The organism is Kitasatospora sp. NPDC007106, from assembly GCF_040634455.1.
Lineage (GTDB): Bacteria > Actinomycetota > Actinomycetes > Streptomycetales > Streptomycetaceae > Kitasatospora > Kitasatospora arboriphila.
In genome coordinates this window covers 16,994-31,055 of the sequence record NZ_JBEYFP010000027.1, presented here as the reverse complement: position 1 = coordinate 31,055, position 14,062 = coordinate 16,994, and the positions used below count along the sequence as shown (strand labels likewise).

Below are 14,062 nucleotides of genomic sequence, written 5' to 3'. Positions count from 1 at the left end.
GTGCCGCGGCGGGGGCCGCGGGCGACAGCGGCGTCGCCGGGGCCGAGGGGACGGCGGACGGGACGGGCGCGGCGGCCGGGACGGCCGGAGCGTGCGGCAGCGGCTCGGTGAGCAGTGCGTTCGGCAGCAGCAGGACCACCCGCACACCGCCGTACGGCGAGGGCGCGGAGCTGAGCGTGACCCGGAACCCGTACTGCTCGGCCAGCCGGCCGACCGCGGCGAGGCCCAGCTGCGGCACCTCGCCGAGCCGGGACACCTCCAGCCCGCCGCCGCCGGCCAACGCCGCGGCGGCCTTCTCCACCGAGCCCTCGGGCATGCCGACACCGGCGTCGTCGATCTCGATCACGGCGCCGTTGTGCACCGGCATCAGCGTGACGAACACCTGGGTGCTGGGCGGCGAGTAGCGGGTGGCGTTGTCCAGCAGCTCGGCGACCGCGTGGATCAGCGCCTCCGCGGCGGCGCCCACCACCGCGGTCTCCAACCGGCTGCGGACGACGACCCGCTGGAACGGCAGGATGCGGGACTGCGCACCGCGGACGACGTCCTCCAGCGCGACCGGCTCGGGCCAGTGCCGGCCGGCCCGGGCCCCGCACAGCACCGCCAGCGTCTGGGCGAGCCGGGCCTGTTGGGCGGCGGCGTGGTCGGCCTTGAGCAGTCCCTCCAGCAGCACCGGGTCGTCGTGGTTGCGCTCCATCTCGTCTAGCCCGGCCTGCTGGTCGTGGGCCATCACCAGGATCCGGCGGGCGACGCTGAGGAAGGCGCGCTGGGTGCCGGCGGTTAGCTCCTGCTCGCGCTGGACGGCCGCGCTCTCGGCGCTGCGCCGGGCCAGCTCACCGGCCAGCCGGCCGCGCAGGGAGTCGAGTTCGTGCTGCTGCTCGTCGAGCCGGCGGCGCAGGGTGCGGGTGACGGCCCGGTACCTCGCGGCGGTCAGGACCGCGGGGACGGCGAGGACAACGGCTGCCGCTGCGCACCACTGAGACATCGTCACGCGGCGAATTCTAGGATGATGATCCTACGTATGTGTGAACAGATCGCCAGAACGGTGATCTGAACGCGTCAATCAAGCGGAATACCGCACGCCGACGCGTCGATCCTCACTGGCCGTCGACCTCGCCGTAGGACTCCTGGGCCCGTGCCGGGACGGGACGCAGCGTGCGCAGCCCGCGCGCCACCGCGAACGCACGGCGCAGCGCGGAGACCGGACCGGTGCCGGGACCGGCCGCCGGCGGGACGAACGGCGGCTCGGCCGGCGGGCGCTGGCCGGGGATGAGCCGGGTGGCGGGCGCGGTGCTGCGGGCCGTCTTGGTCATCTCTCCACGTCCTCCGTGTTCCTGCCGGGTGCCGCCGGACCGGGGCCGGTGCGGGCCGTCCACTTCCAGACCTACCCCGCCGGGCGGCATCCGGTGTCCCGATTCGGTGACGATGCCGTGCCGTCGCGGGCCGGCCGCGGTCACGGGGCGTGCTCCACGGCGATCATCGTGCCCTGGAGCAGCGCGACCTCCTTGCCGGGGACGCCGCCGGTGATCGAACGGACCTCGGCGCCGACCACGGTGACGGTCCGTCCGCTGCGGACGACCGTGCCGGTGGCCCGCAGCCGCTCGCCCACCCCGGGGCTGAGCAGGTTGAGCTTGAACTCCACGCTGAGCACGTCCTTGCCCTCGGGCATCAGGGAGAGGGCGGCCGCCCCGGCCGCCGCGTCGGCGAGCGTGGAGATGGCGCCGGCGTGCACGAAGCCGTTCTGCTGGGTCACCGCGGGCCGCACGGGCAGGTCGAGCACCACCCGGCCGCGGGCCAGCTCGACGATCTCCACCCCCAGGGTCGCCAGCATCGGCTGGCCGTCGAGGTTGCTGCGGAGGCGGTCGGTGAGGGTGTCCATGGCGCGGTCCTGGTGCGGGGGGGGAGTGCCCCAGAACCATCCGCCGCCGACCCGTCCCGCGTCAACCCGGTCGGAGCTGTGCCGCCCGGCACACCGCCCGCCCGGCCCGGCACACCGCCCCGGACAGCACGGAGGCCCGCGCCGGTCGGCGCGGGCCCGTGGGGAGCGGGGGCGGGCGGCGGCGGGCCGCCCGGCTCAGGCGAGGTCGGCGTCCTCGGCGGCCTGCTCGGCGGCGGCGGTGTCCGGGAGCTCGGTGCCGGTGACCGTCCTGGCGTCACCGGTGCGGTGCCGCGGCCCGTCGGCGTGGGCGCTCGGGGCGGTCAGCGAGGCGACGACGCCGACGGCGAGCGAGGCAAAGGCGAGCATGCTGCGCTTCTTCATGCCCTGCACAACGCGCGGGGCGCCGCCGGGTCACGGGCGGTTCAGCGCGGCCAGTCGCGCAGGCCCGCGACCAGCGCCCCGGTGAGCCGCTGCCGGGTGGTCGCGACGTCCTCGGCCAGCCGGAACCCGCCGGCGGTGCTCAGCGAGGCGAAGCCGTGCGCCGCGGCGCGGACCGTCCGGGTGGCGTGGATCAGCTCGGAGCCGGCCAGCCCGTACCCGCGCAGCACCGCCAGGATCACCTCGACCAGCCGGCCGGCCGCCGCTGTCGACGCCGGGTCGTCCTGCGGTGCCTGCGGCAGGGCCGCGTAGCGGGACGGGTACTGCACCGCGTAGTCGACGTAGGCGTCGATCAGCGCCGCGAGCGCCTCGTCGCCGCCGCGGCCGAGCACCGCCCGGGACAGCCGTTCGGTCAGCTCGTCGGTGACCCGGACGGCGATCAGCCGGCGCAGTTCGGCGAGGCCGCCGGTGACGTGCTTGTAGAGCGAGGGGGTGGCCACCCCGGCCCGGCCGGCGACCGCGGCCAGGGTGAGGGCCTCCGGGCCCTGCTCGTCGACGAGTTCCAGCGCGCGGTCGACGACGGCGGCGGGGGTCAGTCCGGCCCGGGGCATCAGGCGACCTCGTTCACTTCGGCCAGGAAGGGCAGCAGGGCGTCGGCGGTGGCCTGCGGGTACCCGGCCATCGGGTAGTGGCCGCCGCCCTCGATGATCACCATACGCCCCCGCAGTGCCGAGGCCTGCCGCTCGGCGAGCGCCGCCGGGTCGGGGAAGTCCGGGTCCCGGCTGCCCATGACGACCAGCGCCGGGCACTGCACGTCCGCGCCCCAGCCGGTCGGCGCGGAGTCGCCGCGGACGTAGCCGCGGACCGCCCGGCGGCGCCCCGGCTGCTTCAGCGCGGCGACCAGCCGGGCCCGCTGGGCATCGAAGTCCGCGGGCCGCGCGGTCGGGAAGTAGAACTTCTGCGCGGCGCCCCACAGCCCGGGGAACCAGGTGACGGCCGGGGCGAGCAGGCCGACCATGGCCTTCTGCAGCAGGTTCGGCGGGAAGTTCTCGAAGAAGGCGTCGACCAGGACGATCCCGGCGACCCGCTCCGGGGCGTCCGCGGCGACCCGGACGACGGTGGCGCCGGTGTACGAGCTGCCCACCAGGACGGCGCGGTCGATGCCCAGGTGGTCGAGCAGGGCGCGGACGTCGCCGGCGATCGCGGTCGGCGAGTAGTCGTCCCACGCGGCCGAGGACTCGCCCATGCCGCGCAGGTCCATGGTGACCACCCGGTGTCCGGCGGCGGTGAGCAGCGGGTGCAGGTGCCGGTAGGCCGACCGCAGGTCGAGCATCCCGGGCAGCAGGACGACGGGGGTGCCCGTGCCCTGCTCGGTGTCGTCGTACGCCAGGCGGCCGCCGGGGACGTCCAGGTGGCGGGTCTGCAGGGCGTGCTGGGTGTCGTTCACGGCCGGCCTCCTTGGCCTCGCTGACGCGGCTGATTGCCCGTAGCCATAAAGCTACGGCTAATAGCCTTAGTCGTCAAGGGCGGCGCGGCGGCTCGTGCCGGCTGCGGTAGCTTTCGGCGACCGCGGGAACCGAGAGACCGGAGGCGTCATGCCCCTCATCACCGTCAAGCAGCTGGCCGGCCGCACCGAGGAGCAGCGCGCCGAGATCGCCCGCGAGCTCACCGCCGCCTACGCCCGGGCGACCGGCATGGACCCGGAGAAGGTCTGGGTCGTCGTCGAGGAGATCCCGGCCGAGAACTGGGCGGCCGGCGGCGAGACCTTCGCCGCCAAGCAGGCCCGGGCCGCCTCCGCCGGCTGACCGCCGCGGGCCGGGCCCGCGGGGGCTCAGAGGTTGTCGGCCCGGAACGGGTCGTGTTCGGCCAGCAGCTTGTCCAGCCTGGCCTGGTCCACCCGGGACACCAGCTCGCCGGCGTCCTGGCGGTCGCGGACCACCTTGGCCAGCGTGAACGAGGACGTGATCACGTACAGCAGGGCGACCGCCAGGAAGGCGCGCATCCAGGCGTCCACCGGGAGGCGGGCGATCCCGATCGCCAGGGCGGCCGTGGCGAGGGCGAAGGACAGGACGGCCTGCACGTAGTAGGCGGCCGTGGTGCGGGACTGCATCGGTGCGCTCATGCCTTGCAGGGTCCCGGAGCGGGCACCGGCCCGCATGAGTACGGATACTCACCCCGAGGGGGGCGATCACCCTCCGTCAGGGGCGGATTCACAATCTATGGCAAATCGCCCATCCTGCGCGTAGCCCTTACGAATCCACCGTCGCAGACGCTTGGAATCAAGGCGTGCCTAGCATTAACGTTTGATAACGCAGCGCGGTCGGCAACGCCGTACCGACACGGCACCGTGCGCGTGTCGCTCAATCCCGCGGCTGCCTTCGCCGGTGGTCACGGGAGCCGGGGAACCACCTTCCTTGGGGTGAATCGGCCGGGCCGGTGGCCCAGCCGTAGGAGACCTTCCTGCTCCGAACCCGTCAGCTAACCCGGTCGGCGAGGGAAGGAAAGGAGTGCGCCCCCGTGGCGTCGACGCACTCGGCGGACTCCACCGCCGCAGCCACCCAGCTCCTCGACCACCCCTGGGAGCAGGCCGACCAGGCCCGCCACCGGATGCCCCGGCAGACCAGGGGCGGCAGCCCGCTGCTGGGCGTCACCGCCACCGTGGCCGCCACCCTCGGCGCCGCCGGCATGACCGCGGCCGCCGCCGGCCCGGCCGCCGCGGCCGAACCCGCCGTGAGCGCGCCCGACCAGGCCGCCGACTCCGCCGACCCGGGCCTCGCCCTCTTCGCCCGCATCCAGCAGCAGGCCGACCACCGCACCGCCGCCGACGAGGCCGCCCGCCTCGCCGCCGCGCAGGAGGCCGAGGCCCGCCGCGCCGCCCAGGCCGCCGTCGAGGCCACCGCCCTCGCCCTGCCGACCACCGGCTACACCCTCGGCGCCCAGTACGGCCCCGGCGGCCACTGGGCCCACCTGCACACCGGCCTCGACTTCCAGGCCGCCACCGGCACCCCGGTCACCGCCGTCGGCAACGGCACCGTCACCTCGGCCGGCTGGGCCGGCTCCTACGGCTACCGGATCGTCGAGACCCTGCCCGACGGCACCGAGGTCTGGTACTGCCACCTCAACCGGCTCGCGGTCACCGACGGCCCGGTCGAGCGCGGCACCGTCCTCGGCACGGTCGGCGCCACCGGCAGCGTCACCACCCCCCGCCTCCACCTCGAGATCCGCCCCGCCGGCGGCGCCCCCGTCGACCCCCTCGGCTGGCTCCGCTCCCACGGCGTCCAGCCCTGAGAAGTCCTTTCCCGGGTGCCCCCGCGCGCCCCTACTGCTCCTCCTGGCGGGCTGCGGCGTAGGCCTCCAGTTCGGCGGTGCCGGGTTCGGGGGCCAGGTCGGGGTAGTCGGTGAGCAGCAGGGCCGGCAGCCCCGGGACGGTCCACTGCCCGCACAGCCACAGCGCGACGTCCGCCACGACCTGCTCGAAGTCCTCGAACTCCCCCCGCAGCTCGTACGGCATCGGCTCGCCCTGCGCGGTCAGCGCCGCCAGGTTCCGGTAGCTGCGCTGCATCAGCCCGTACTCCAGCAGCCGCCGCGCCCCGTCCGTCGCCATGCCGATCGACAGCAGGTGCGCCTCGCCCCAGCCGAGTGCCGCGTCCGCCCCGGTCATCGGGTCCAGTGCGCCGCCGTCGACCAGGGCCGCGTACGCCGCCGCCCGGTCCTCGGGCTCCAGGGCGCGGAAGCCGTCCAGCCAGGCCCGCACCGCGTCGGTGTCCGCGGTGTCCACCCCGTCCGCCCGCAGCAGCAGCGTGTAGAGCCGGGGCCAGGTCAGCAGCTGCGGCCGCCGCAGCAGCGTCCCGAGCAGTTCGCCCTGCCATTCCGCCTCGGCGTGCAGCCGCTCCTGCCGCTTGGCGTTGAGCCGCCGGGCGGCCCGCTGGTGGTCGATCAGCAGCCGGACGGTCTCGCCGTACACGCCGGGGTCGCCCTCCGGCTGGACGTACAGGTGGAGCCGTTCGTGGAGCAGTTGTTCGACCACGGCGGAGCCGAGTTCGGGCCAGCCGTCGTGGAGCGGTGCGCCGCCGAGTTCCAGCAGGGTCAGGACCTGCTGGACGGCCTCCTCCGGTACCGGGGGCAGTGCCTCGGCGTCCGCCCAGGCGAGCAGGGACCCGGCGCGGGTACGGGGGATGAGCTGCAGGTCTTCGTCGTCCACGCCGGTACCGTAGCCGGTGCGGGGTCCGGCGCGCGGCACCCGGGCCCGCCGCGGGCCGGGGGTGCGGCCGGGCCGGCCGGGGTAGGGTCGGCGGCCATGACAGCCGAACAGGTCCGGACGGTCCGCCAGGTCCGCCTGGTGGGACCGCGCCTGGCGATCCGCGAGTTCCGGCTGGACCCGGAGGACGTTCTCGCCCTGCACGCCGTCCTCGGCGACCCGGAGACCGTCCGGCACCTCGGGTACGAGGTGTGCGACGAGGAGGAGTGCGCCGACCAGGTCGAGCTCTCCCTCGACGAGGCCGAGCAGGACCCGCGCACCGTCTACCGGCTCGCCGTCGCCCCGGCCGAGCGGGACGGCGGGACCCCGCCGATCGGCCAGGCCGTCCTCGAACTCGAAGGCACCCGCGCCGCCTCCCTCGGCTGCGTGCTGCGCCGGGACACCTGGGGCAACGGCTACGCGGGCGAAGTCCTCGCGCTGCTCTGCGGGTTCGGCTTCGGGACGCTCGGCCTGCACCGGCTCGCCGCCCGGGTCGACCCGGAGAACGCCGCCTCGGTGCGGGTGCTCACCCGGGCCGGTTTCCGGCCCGAGGGCCGGATCCGGCACGACCGGCTGGTGCGCGGGGCGTGGCGGGACTCGCTGCTGTTCTCGCTGCTGGAGGACGAGTGGGTGCGGCCCGCCGCAGCACGGGGGTGGGGAGAACCCCACCCCTGAGCCGCCGGTGGGCCGGATTACCCCGGGCGCCCCGCTCCGGCACCGTGGAGTCGTCAGTCCGAACGGACACCGAGGGGCCACAGATGACCACCGCACCGCTGCACCAGACCGCCGCGCCGTACCCGGGTGACGCGCCCTACCCGGGCGACGTGCCCGCCGAGCGCCGGCCCGGCTTCCTACGGGCGCCGTTCGCGGCCGCCACCTACCGGGAGGTCGGCTTCGTCCTCACCGGTCTGCCGATCGCGATCGCGGCCTTCGTCGTCGCCGTCGCCCTGTTCTGCACCGGGCTCGGCCTGCTCGTCACCGCACTCGGCCTGCCGGTGCTGGCCCTGCTGCTCGTGCAGGCCCGCGGCTTCGGCGCGCTGGAGCGGCACCGGGCCCGCGTCCTGCTCGGCACGCCGGTCGCCGCGCCCGCGCCCGTCGTCCCGAAGCGCCCCGGCTTCTGGGGCACCGTCACCGCCCGGCTCGCCGACGGCGCGGGCTGGCGTGCGGTGCTGCACCAGGTGCTGATGTTCCCCTGGGCGGTGCTGAGCTTCGCCGTCACCGTGACCTTCCTGGTGACCGGCTGGGTGGTCGCGCTGTACCCGCTCTACCACTGGGTCTTCGCCCGGTACACCGACTGGCCGGGCTACCGGGTGTACGACTTCACCACCGACGCCGGGCGCCACCACGAGTTCTACGTCACCAGCCCGGCCCAGATCGCGGGCGTCTGCGCCCTCGGCATCGTGCTGGTGCTGCTCACCCCGCAGCTGGTCCGCGGGCTCACCGCGGTCAACCGGCTCGCCGCCCGCGGCCTGCTCGGCGGCCGCTGAGCCGACTGCCCCTCAAGGTGCGGCCCCCACGGCCCCCGACAGCCCGGATGCGGGCCGCCGGGGGCCGTGGTCCGATGAGGCCGTACCGCGCCCGGGCCGCCGCCCGGGTGCACCGCCCGTCCGCGAGGGAGCCGCCGTGCTGGTGACGTCCCGTCCGCTCGACGAGTACTGCGCCTCCTTCGGCCTCAGCCGGGCCGTGCTGCGCGGCCTGTCCGGTCCGCTGCTGGACTGCCCCGGCGGCGCCGCCGGGCTCGCCGCCGAGGCCCGCGCGCTCGGCTGCCGGGTGGTCGCCGCCGATCCGCTGTACGCCGTGCCGCCCGCCGTGCTCGCCGACCTGGCCCGCGCCGGCCGGGACGCCATGGCCGCGCAGATGTGCAGCACCCCGCAGCGCTACCCCTCCCCCCGCCACCTCCGGTACGACAAGTACCTGCGCAGCTGGGACCGGGCCCGGGAGCTGTTCACGGCCGACCGGGCCGCCCACCCCCACCGCTACGTGGCCGCCGAACTGCCCCGGCTGCCGTTCGCCGACGGCACCTTCGCCCTCACCCTCAGCTCGTACCTGCTGTTCGCCTACCCGGACCGGTTCGGCCCCGACGAACAGCTGTCGGCGCTGCTCGAACTGGTCCGGGTGACCGATCCGGCCGGCGAGGTCCGCGTCCACCCGCTGCACGACGGGGAGGGCAGGCGCTGCCGGCACCTCGACGGGCTCCGGGCCGAGCTCGGCCGGCACGGGGTGGCCAGCGAGATCACCGTGCGGCGTGCGGCCGGACAGGACCGCCGGGTGCTGCGGCTGCGGTCCGTCCGCCGCCGTCAGGGAGCGGCCGGACCTTCGGGGGCCCGCACCTGAGGCGGGATCGCCGGCACCTCGGCGGTCTGCGGGCCGCCGGCCGTGCCGGTGTCCCGGCCACCGCCGTCCGGGCCGTCCGAACCGCCCCCGCGCCCGTCGCCGTCGGCCGCCGGGGCGGGCATCCGCCGCAGCACCTCGTCGGCGACCGCCCGCCGCCGCGAGTCCGGCGGCACGTTCCGGGTGTTGCGGACCTTGTAGGCGACGGCCGCCCGCAGCGCAGCCCGCTGCTCCGCGGTGAGCTCGGGGCCGCCGAGCATCGCCTTGGCGGCGAGCAGGGCCTGCAGCAGCTCGAAGGGCGACAGGTGCCGGTCGATCGCCGAGACGACGAGGTCCAGGTTCTCCGGGTCGGGATTGCCCTGCAGCAGGGCGAGCGCCTGCACCCGCAGGCCCTCGACGCCGGTCTCGAAGAGGTCCCGCACCTGCCGGGAGCTGAAGTTCAGCGACCGGGCGGCCAGCACCGTCTGGTTCACCGAGTCGGCGAGGGTCTGCCGGTCGGCGGCGGACAGCGCCCGGGCGAGCAGCAGCCGGGTCAGCAGCCAGCCGGCGAGGAAGCCGAGGACGGTGAAGTACACCGAGAGGGCCGCCGCGAAGCCGGCCGCGCCGGGGCCGCCGCCGACCGCCGGGGCGAGCGCCTCGCCGAGCTCCCTCAGCCGCCGCGGCAGGGTGCCGATCTGGGTGAGTCCGGCACCGAGCAGGATCTTGGTCAGCCAGTCGGAGACCTGCTCCAGATTGGTGTTGGGGGCGTAGCTCGCGGTCGAGGTCGCGGACTGGTCGTCCGGATGGGCCGCGGCCCCGCTGGTCAGCAGCTTGGGGATGCCGAAGAGGAAGCCGAGCAGGCCGCCGCCGACCGCGAACGTCGCCGCGACCACCAGGCCGCCGCCGAGCGCCCGCACCCCGTGCTCGCTCGCCAGGGCGTACAGCACCAGGCCGACCAGCCCGGCGCCGACCACCCCGGCCAGCCCGATCCGCACCGCCGGCACCGGCTGTCCGCCGTGCTCCAGCTCCACCCGAGCCACCCCCGCCCCCGGTCCCCTGTGGTCCGCAGTGACTGTAGCGGACCGGCCGGTCACTCCGGGAGGTCACCGCACCCGGCGGGACGGGGCTCCGGGCGGGGGCCCGGACCGGGCCCGGACATGCAGACGGCCCGCGGGCTGCTTCCGCGGCGCCGGTCCTCGAGGGACCGGCGGCCGAGGCACCGGGGACGTACCGGTGAGCCCGCGGGCCGGGTGACTGCTTGGGTCTGCGCCTGCCGCCGGAGGCCCTTGGGGCCCCGCACACTGCACAGGCAGGGGCGGCTCTAGCGAGCAGCCACCTCACGCATCCTGGTGGTACTCAACTCAGGATCACCTCCTTTCAGTGTGCGGCCACCTTAGGCACGCGCTCCGGAGGAGGGCAATGGATTTTCCGGGTACCGCCGGTACCCGGCTGGGCGGACCCGGAGGGGACCGTGCGCGCCCGGGCACCGCCCGGACACGACGAAGGCCCGGCAGAATATCTGCCGGGCCTTCGTGCTACTGAGTAGCGGGGACAGGATTTGAACCTGCGACCTCTGGGTTATGAGCCCAGCGAGCTACCGAGCTGCTCCACCCCGCGTCGGTGAACCCAACACTACGTGACGGACGCGCGGAAGGGAAATCCGTTCCCCGCGGGGGCGCCGTCCACGCCCCCGGTCACTCCGGCAGCGGAGGGCGGGCGGGTTGCCGGGCGCGCCGGGCGCGGGCCCACACCGCCAGGCAGACCAGGGCCGCGAAGGCGGGCACCATGACCAGCCCGTAGATCAGCAGGAAACCGTCCGTTCCCAGACCCGCGGCGCCGTTCCACACCCCGTGCAGGCCGATCGCCGCGGCCAGGCCCACCGGGGCGGCGAGCCGGGAGAGCCAGCGCCGCCCGGTGGTGAGGGTGATCGCCACCCCGAGGCCGGTCAGCGCGGTGAACAGCGGGTGCGCGAAGGGCGACAGCAGCGCCCGCAGCACGAAGGTGTGCACGGTGGAGTCGAAGTCGCGCAGGGTCGGCGGCTCGCCGAGACCGATGGAGTCCAGCCGGGACTGCTGGTCGTCGGTGAAGGCGCGGCCCAGGTAGAGGGCGTTCTCGGTGAAGGCGAAGCCGCAGGCCGTGATCGCGCCGAGGACGAGGCCGGCGGCCAGCGTCCGCGGGCTGGAGCGGGCCCGCGGATGCGCCCGGTCACCCGGCGCGAGCAGCACCGGCGGGCGGAAGTACGGCAGCGGCCGCAGGTGCGGCCGTATCCGCGGCAGCGCGCCGCGCGGGCGGCGCGGCCGGGGGACGGCGGGCACCGGCGCGGGCGGGCCGGCCGTGTGCGACCCCTCCGGGCCGGCCTCGGCGAGCAGCGCACAGCTGTGGTCCTGCCGGCAGCTGGGCCGCCTGCGGACGGGCAGCAGCAGCAGGAGGATCGCGGCGCCCTTGCAGAGCTCCTCGATCAGCGGGGTGGCGACCTCGGCGCCGAGCGTCTCGCCGCGGCTGCTGCCCTGGTGGGCGACCAGGAAGTCGCTGGCCCACCCGTTGGCGAGCAGGGCCACCGTGGTGGCCGCGCAGGCGCCCCAGGCCAGGCAGAAGAGGGTGTGCCGCAGCGGGACGCGCGCGGTCTGGTTGAGCCAGGCCAGCGAGCCCAGCACGAAGGGCAGCGGCAGCAGGGCGAGCCCGAGCCCGACCAGCAGGCCGGTGGTGCCGGTCTGCCGCTGCACCAGGTGCAGGATCAGCACCCCGCTGCCGGCCAGCGCGAACGCGGCCAGCGAGGAGGAGAGCGCCGGGTAGTGCAGTGAGCGGTGCAGGGCCTCCAGCCGCGCCCAGTGCGGCAGCAGGCGGCGGACCGCGCCGGCCCGGGGCCCCGGGATGGTCCGGGTGCCGGCGGGGGTCGCGGGCGGTTCGTCGGCGGCAGTGCGGGCCGTGGTGCTGGGGGACGGGCTGCCGCTGGGCGGACGGCTCACCCGGAAAGCGTAGGCGACGGCTCCGCCGGAGGGGGAGCCCCCGGGACGATCCGTGTGCCCGTCATCACTGCGGGTGACGTACCGTCAGCTCCCGGTGGCGGGGTGCCGCCACCGGGTCCGGCGGGAGTCCGCCGGGCGGATCAGCGGCGCCGGAAGAGCAGGTCGTGCACGACGTGCCCCTTGGCCAGGCCCGCCCGCTCGAACTTCGTCAGCGGCCGCCAGTCCGGGCGCGGCGCGTAACCGGGCACGCTGCCCGCCGGGCGCTCCTCGGGCTCCAGCCAGCCGCTGCCGTCGCCCTCGGGGTGGAGGTTCTCCAGCTCGTCCGAGGCGGAGAGCACGTCCAGCATCTGCTCCGCGTAGTGCTCCCAGTCGGTGGCGCAGTGCACCAGCGCGCCGGGCGCGAGCTTGGGCAGCACCAGCTCCAGGAAGTGCGGCTGGATCAGGCGGCGCTTGTGGTGCTTGGGCTTCGGCCACGGGTCGGCGAAGTAGACCCGCAGACCGGCCAGCGAGGCGTCCGGCAGCATGTCGCGGAGCAGGATCACCGCGTCGCCCGCGGCGAGCCGCACGTTGGGGGAGCCGTCGCGCTCCAGCATCTGCAGCAGGTTGCCGTGGCCGGGCGTGTGCACGTCGGCGGCCAGGATGCCGGACGACGGGTCGGCGGCGGCCATCGCGGCCGTGGTCTCGCCCATACCGAAACCGATCTCCAGGGTGACCGGGAGGTCGCCGAAGAGCGCCGGCAGGTCGAGCGGGGTGCCGTCGATCGCCAGCCCGTACCGCTCCCACAGCCGGTCCAGGGCGTCCGCCTGGGCGTTGGTCATCCGGCCGCGGCGCGGCTGGAAGCTGCGGATGCGCCGCTCCCGGTGCTGGGCCTCGGTGGCCTTGTGCGGGTACATCGGCGCCGGGTACGCGGCCGGGGCGGCGGAGAGCCGGGCGGACGGGGACAGCTCGGGGCTGGGGGCGGTGGCAGTCACAATCGCCCCAGTCTACGAGGGTCCGCCGGCGGCCCGGCGTGGCCCGCGTCTCATCGCCCCGGCCCGGCCGCGTCCCGCCAGGGCGCCCCGCCGCCGGCCTCCAGCGCCGCCAGCGCCCGCCGGGCCACCTCACGGCCGATCGGCAGCGAGGCGGTGGCGGCCGGCGAGGGCGCGTTCAGCACGTGCACCGCCCGGCGGGCGGAGGCCGGGTCGTCCGGGTCGAAGCCAGCGAAGGCGAAGTCGTCCAGCAGCGAGCCGTCCCGGGCCACCGCCTGGGCGCGCACCCCGGCCGCCGCGGGGACGAGGTCCCCGGCGGTCACGGCCGGCAGCAGCCGCTGCACCGCGGCGGTGAACGCCTTCCGCGACAGCGAGCGGTGCAGCTCGCCGAGCTCGTACCGCCAGTGCCGCCGGGCGATCCGCCAGGTGCCGGGGAAGGCCGCCGTCCCCGCGAGGTCGCGCAGCCGCACCGTGCGCCAGTCGTAGCCCTCCCGGGCCAGCGCGGGCACCGCGTTCGGGCCGACGTGCACGTCCCCGTGGACACCCCGCGTGAGGTGCACGCCCAGGAACGGGAAGGCCGGGTCCGGCACCGGGTAGACCAGGCCCCGGACGAGGCCCCGCCGGTGCTCGGCCAGCTCGTAGTACTCGCCGCGGAACGGGACGATCCGCACCCCCGGGTCGTCCCCTGCGAGCCGCGCCACCCGGTCGCCGTGCAGGCCCGCGCAGTTCACCAGCACCCCGCAGCGGACCTCCCCCGCCGAGGTCTGCACCGTCACCCCGTCCGCACGGCGGGCCACCGCGCGCAACTCCGTCCCGGTGTGCAGCACCGCGCCCTTCTCCCCGGCGAGCTCCGCGTACCGGCGGGCCACCGCCGGGAAGTCGCAGATGCCGGTCGTACCGACGTGCAGGCCCGCCACCCCGCGGACCTCCGGCTCGTACCCGGCGATGCCCGCCGCGTCCAGCTCGGCCACCGGGATGCCGTTGGCGCGGCCGCGCTCCGCCAGCGCGGCCAGCCGCGGCAGCTCCTCGGCCGACGTGGCGACGATCAGCTTGCCGGTCACCTCGTGCGGGATGCCCTGCTCGCGGCAGAACTCCACCATCTCCGCGGCGCCGCCGGTCGCGTACCGGGCCTTCAACGAACCCGGCCGGTAGTACACCCCGCTGTGGATCACCCCGCTGTTGCGGCCGGTCTGGTGCGCGGCGAGGGCCTGCTCCTTCTCCAGCACCGCGACCTGCACGCCGGGCTGCGCCCGGGTCAGCGCGTATGCCGTGGACAGGCCGACGATGCCGCCCCCCACCACCAGAACGTCGACGTCGTAGCGCACCT

Annotated in this window: 17 protein-coding genes, 1 tRNA gene and 1 riboswitch; of the genes, 5 read left to right on the top strand and 13 right to left on the bottom strand. The window is 75.9% G+C overall.

The window, feature by feature from the left end; all coding sequences use genetic code 11:
- The 6 genes from ABZ641_RS05510 to ABZ641_RS05485 form a co-directional block, all read right to left on the bottom strand.
- Window positions 1-982, bottom strand: a 982-nt coding sequence (locus tag ABZ641_RS05510; protein ID WP_359979385.1) for a sensor histidine kinase, incomplete at its 3' end; no start/stop codon positions are given.
- 112 nt (window positions 983-1,094) lie between these two features.
- Window positions 1,095-1,310 (bottom strand): hypothetical protein, encoded by a 216-nt coding sequence (locus tag ABZ641_RS05505; RefSeq protein ID WP_344628307.1) that lies wholly within the window; start codon window positions 1,308-1,310, stop codon window positions 1,095-1,097.
- Between the two features lie 140 nt (window positions 1,311-1,450).
- The gene (locus ABZ641_RS05500; protein ID WP_344628306.1) at window positions 1,451-1,876 is read right to left on the bottom strand and encodes a PaaI family thioesterase; all 426 of its coding nucleotides are present in this window, start codon (window positions 1,874-1,876) and stop codon (window positions 1,451-1,453) included.
- 195 nt (window positions 1,877-2,071) lie between these two features.
- Window positions 2,072-2,242: a hypothetical protein gene (locus tag ABZ641_RS05495; RefSeq protein ID WP_344628305.1), complete on the bottom strand. Its 171-nt coding sequence runs from the start codon at window positions 2,240-2,242 to the stop codon at window positions 2,072-2,074.
- A gap of 56 nt (window positions 2,243-2,298) precedes the next feature.
- Window positions 2,299-2,865 (bottom strand): TetR-like C-terminal domain-containing protein, encoded by a 567-nt coding sequence (locus tag ABZ641_RS05490; protein WP_344628304.1) that lies wholly within the window; start codon window positions 2,863-2,865, stop codon window positions 2,299-2,301.
- Window positions 2,865-3,701 (bottom strand): alpha/beta hydrolase, encoded by an 837-nt coding sequence (locus tag ABZ641_RS05485; RefSeq protein ID WP_344628303.1) that lies wholly within the window; start codon window positions 3,699-3,701, stop codon window positions 2,865-2,867. Before ABZ641_RS05485 ends, ABZ641_RS05490 begins: the two co-directional genes overlap by 1 nt.
- A gap of 148 nt (window positions 3,702-3,849) precedes the next feature.
- Between ABZ641_RS05485 and ABZ641_RS05480 the strand changes: the two genes are divergently transcribed.
- The gene (locus ABZ641_RS05480) at window positions 3,850-4,059 is read left to right on the top strand and encodes a 4-oxalocrotonate tautomerase family protein (protein WP_344628302.1); all 210 of its coding nucleotides are present in this window, start codon (window positions 3,850-3,852) and stop codon (window positions 4,057-4,059) included.
- Window positions 4,060-4,085: 26 nt separating this feature from the next.
- Here the strand turns inward: ABZ641_RS05480 and ABZ641_RS05475 are convergent, their stop codons facing one another.
- On the bottom strand, window positions 4,086-4,376 hold the full coding sequence (locus tag ABZ641_RS05475) for a YiaA/YiaB family inner membrane protein (protein WP_263104195.1): 291 nt from the start codon (window positions 4,374-4,376) through the stop codon (window positions 4,086-4,088).
- A gap of 225 nt (window positions 4,377-4,601) precedes the next feature.
- A riboswitch (cyclic di-AMP (ydaO/yuaA leader) is annotated at window positions 4,602-4,764 on the top strand.
- 7 nt (window positions 4,765-4,771) lie between these two features.
- On the opposite strand from ABZ641_RS05475, the gene ABZ641_RS05470 reads away from it, so the two are divergent.
- Window positions 4,772-5,542 (top strand): M23 family metallopeptidase, encoded by a 771-nt coding sequence (locus tag ABZ641_RS05470; RefSeq protein ID WP_359979377.1) that lies wholly within the window; start codon window positions 4,772-4,774, stop codon window positions 5,540-5,542.
- A gap of 31 nt (window positions 5,543-5,573) precedes the next feature.
- Here the strand turns inward: ABZ641_RS05470 and ABZ641_RS05465 are convergent, their stop codons facing one another.
- On the bottom strand, window positions 5,574-6,455 hold the full coding sequence (locus ABZ641_RS05465) for a hypothetical protein (RefSeq protein ID WP_359979375.1): 882 nt from the start codon (window positions 6,453-6,455) through the stop codon (window positions 5,574-5,576).
- 96 nt (window positions 6,456-6,551) lie between these two features.
- Here ABZ641_RS05465 and ABZ641_RS05460 point away from each other — a divergent pair, with 96 nt between their 5' ends.
- The 3 genes from ABZ641_RS05460 (at window position 6,552) to ABZ641_RS05450 (ending at window position 8,825) form a co-directional block, all read left to right on the top strand.
- The gene (locus ABZ641_RS05460; protein ID WP_359979372.1) at window positions 6,552-7,166 is read left to right on the top strand and encodes a GNAT family protein; all 615 of its coding nucleotides are present in this window, start codon (window positions 6,552-6,554) and stop codon (window positions 7,164-7,166) included.
- 83 nt (window positions 7,167-7,249) lie between these two features.
- On the top strand, window positions 7,250-7,978 hold the full coding sequence (locus ABZ641_RS05455) for a sensor domain-containing protein (RefSeq protein ID WP_359979370.1): 729 nt from the start codon (window positions 7,250-7,252) through the stop codon (window positions 7,976-7,978).
- 136 nt (window positions 7,979-8,114) lie between these two features.
- Window positions 8,115-8,825, top strand: a complete 711-nt coding sequence (locus ABZ641_RS05450; protein ID WP_359979367.1) for a hypothetical protein — start codon at window positions 8,115-8,117, stop codon at window positions 8,823-8,825.
- On the opposite strand, the gene ABZ641_RS05445 is transcribed toward ABZ641_RS05450, so the two are convergent.
- From ABZ641_RS05445 to lhgO, 5 genes are all read right to left on the bottom strand, one after another.
- Window positions 8,789-9,832: a hypothetical protein gene (locus ABZ641_RS05445; RefSeq protein ID WP_344628296.1), complete on the bottom strand. Its 1,044-nt coding sequence runs from the start codon at window positions 9,830-9,832 to the stop codon at window positions 8,789-8,791. The two genes, ABZ641_RS05450 and ABZ641_RS05445, sit on opposite strands and share 37 nt — an antisense overlap.
- A 512-nt stretch (window positions 9,833-10,344) precedes the next feature.
- Window positions 10,345-10,418 (bottom strand) — tRNA-Met (locus ABZ641_RS05440).
- 77 nt (window positions 10,419-10,495) lie between these two features.
- Window positions 10,496-11,767 (bottom strand): PrsW family intramembrane metalloprotease, encoded by a 1,272-nt coding sequence (locus ABZ641_RS05435; protein ID WP_359979364.1) that lies wholly within the window; start codon window positions 11,765-11,767, stop codon window positions 10,496-10,498.
- Between the two features lie 140 nt (window positions 11,768-11,907).
- Complete coding sequence (gene trmB, locus ABZ641_RS05430) at window positions 11,908-12,738, bottom strand: tRNA (guanosine(46)-N7)-methyltransferase TrmB (protein ID WP_359979362.1); 831 nt, start codon at window positions 12,736-12,738, stop codon at window positions 11,908-11,910.
- Between the two features lie 50 nt (window positions 12,739-12,788).
- A complete protein-coding gene (gene lhgO, locus ABZ641_RS05425) occupies window positions 12,789-14,060 on the bottom strand; it encodes an L-2-hydroxyglutarate oxidase (protein WP_359979360.1) in 1,272 nt (423 codons plus the stop codon).
- Between the last annotated feature and the right edge of the window lie 2 nt (window positions 14,061-14,062).

Coding starts and splice junctions, on each gene's coding strand:
- ABZ641_RS05495 (WP_344628305.1), bottom strand. CDS start 2,242: ATGCTCGCCTTTGCCTCGCTCGCCGTCGGCGTCGTCGCCTCGCTGACC.
- ABZ641_RS05500 (WP_344628306.1), bottom strand. CDS start 1,876: ATGGACACCCTCACCGACCGCCTCCGCAGCAACCTCGACGGCCAGCCG.
- ABZ641_RS05475 (WP_263104195.1), bottom strand. CDS start 4,376: ATGAGCGCACCGATGCAGTCCCGCACCACGGCCGCCTACTACGTGCAG.
- ABZ641_RS05455 (WP_359979370.1), top strand. CDS start 7,250: ATGACCACCGCACCGCTGCACCAGACCGCCGCGCCGTACCCGGGTGAC.
- ABZ641_RS05460 (WP_359979372.1), top strand. CDS start 6,552: ATGACAGCCGAACAGGTCCGGACGGTCCGCCAGGTCCGCCTGGTGGGA.
- ABZ641_RS05490 (WP_344628304.1), bottom strand. CDS start 2,865: ATGCCCCGGGCCGGACTGACCCCCGCCGCCGTCGTCGACCGCGCGCTG.
- ABZ641_RS05480 (WP_344628302.1), top strand. CDS start 3,850: ATGCCCCTCATCACCGTCAAGCAGCTGGCCGGCCGCACCGAGGAGCAG.
- ABZ641_RS05505 (WP_344628307.1), bottom strand. CDS start 1,310: ATGACCAAGACGGCCCGCAGCACCGCGCCCGCCACCCGGCTCATCCCC.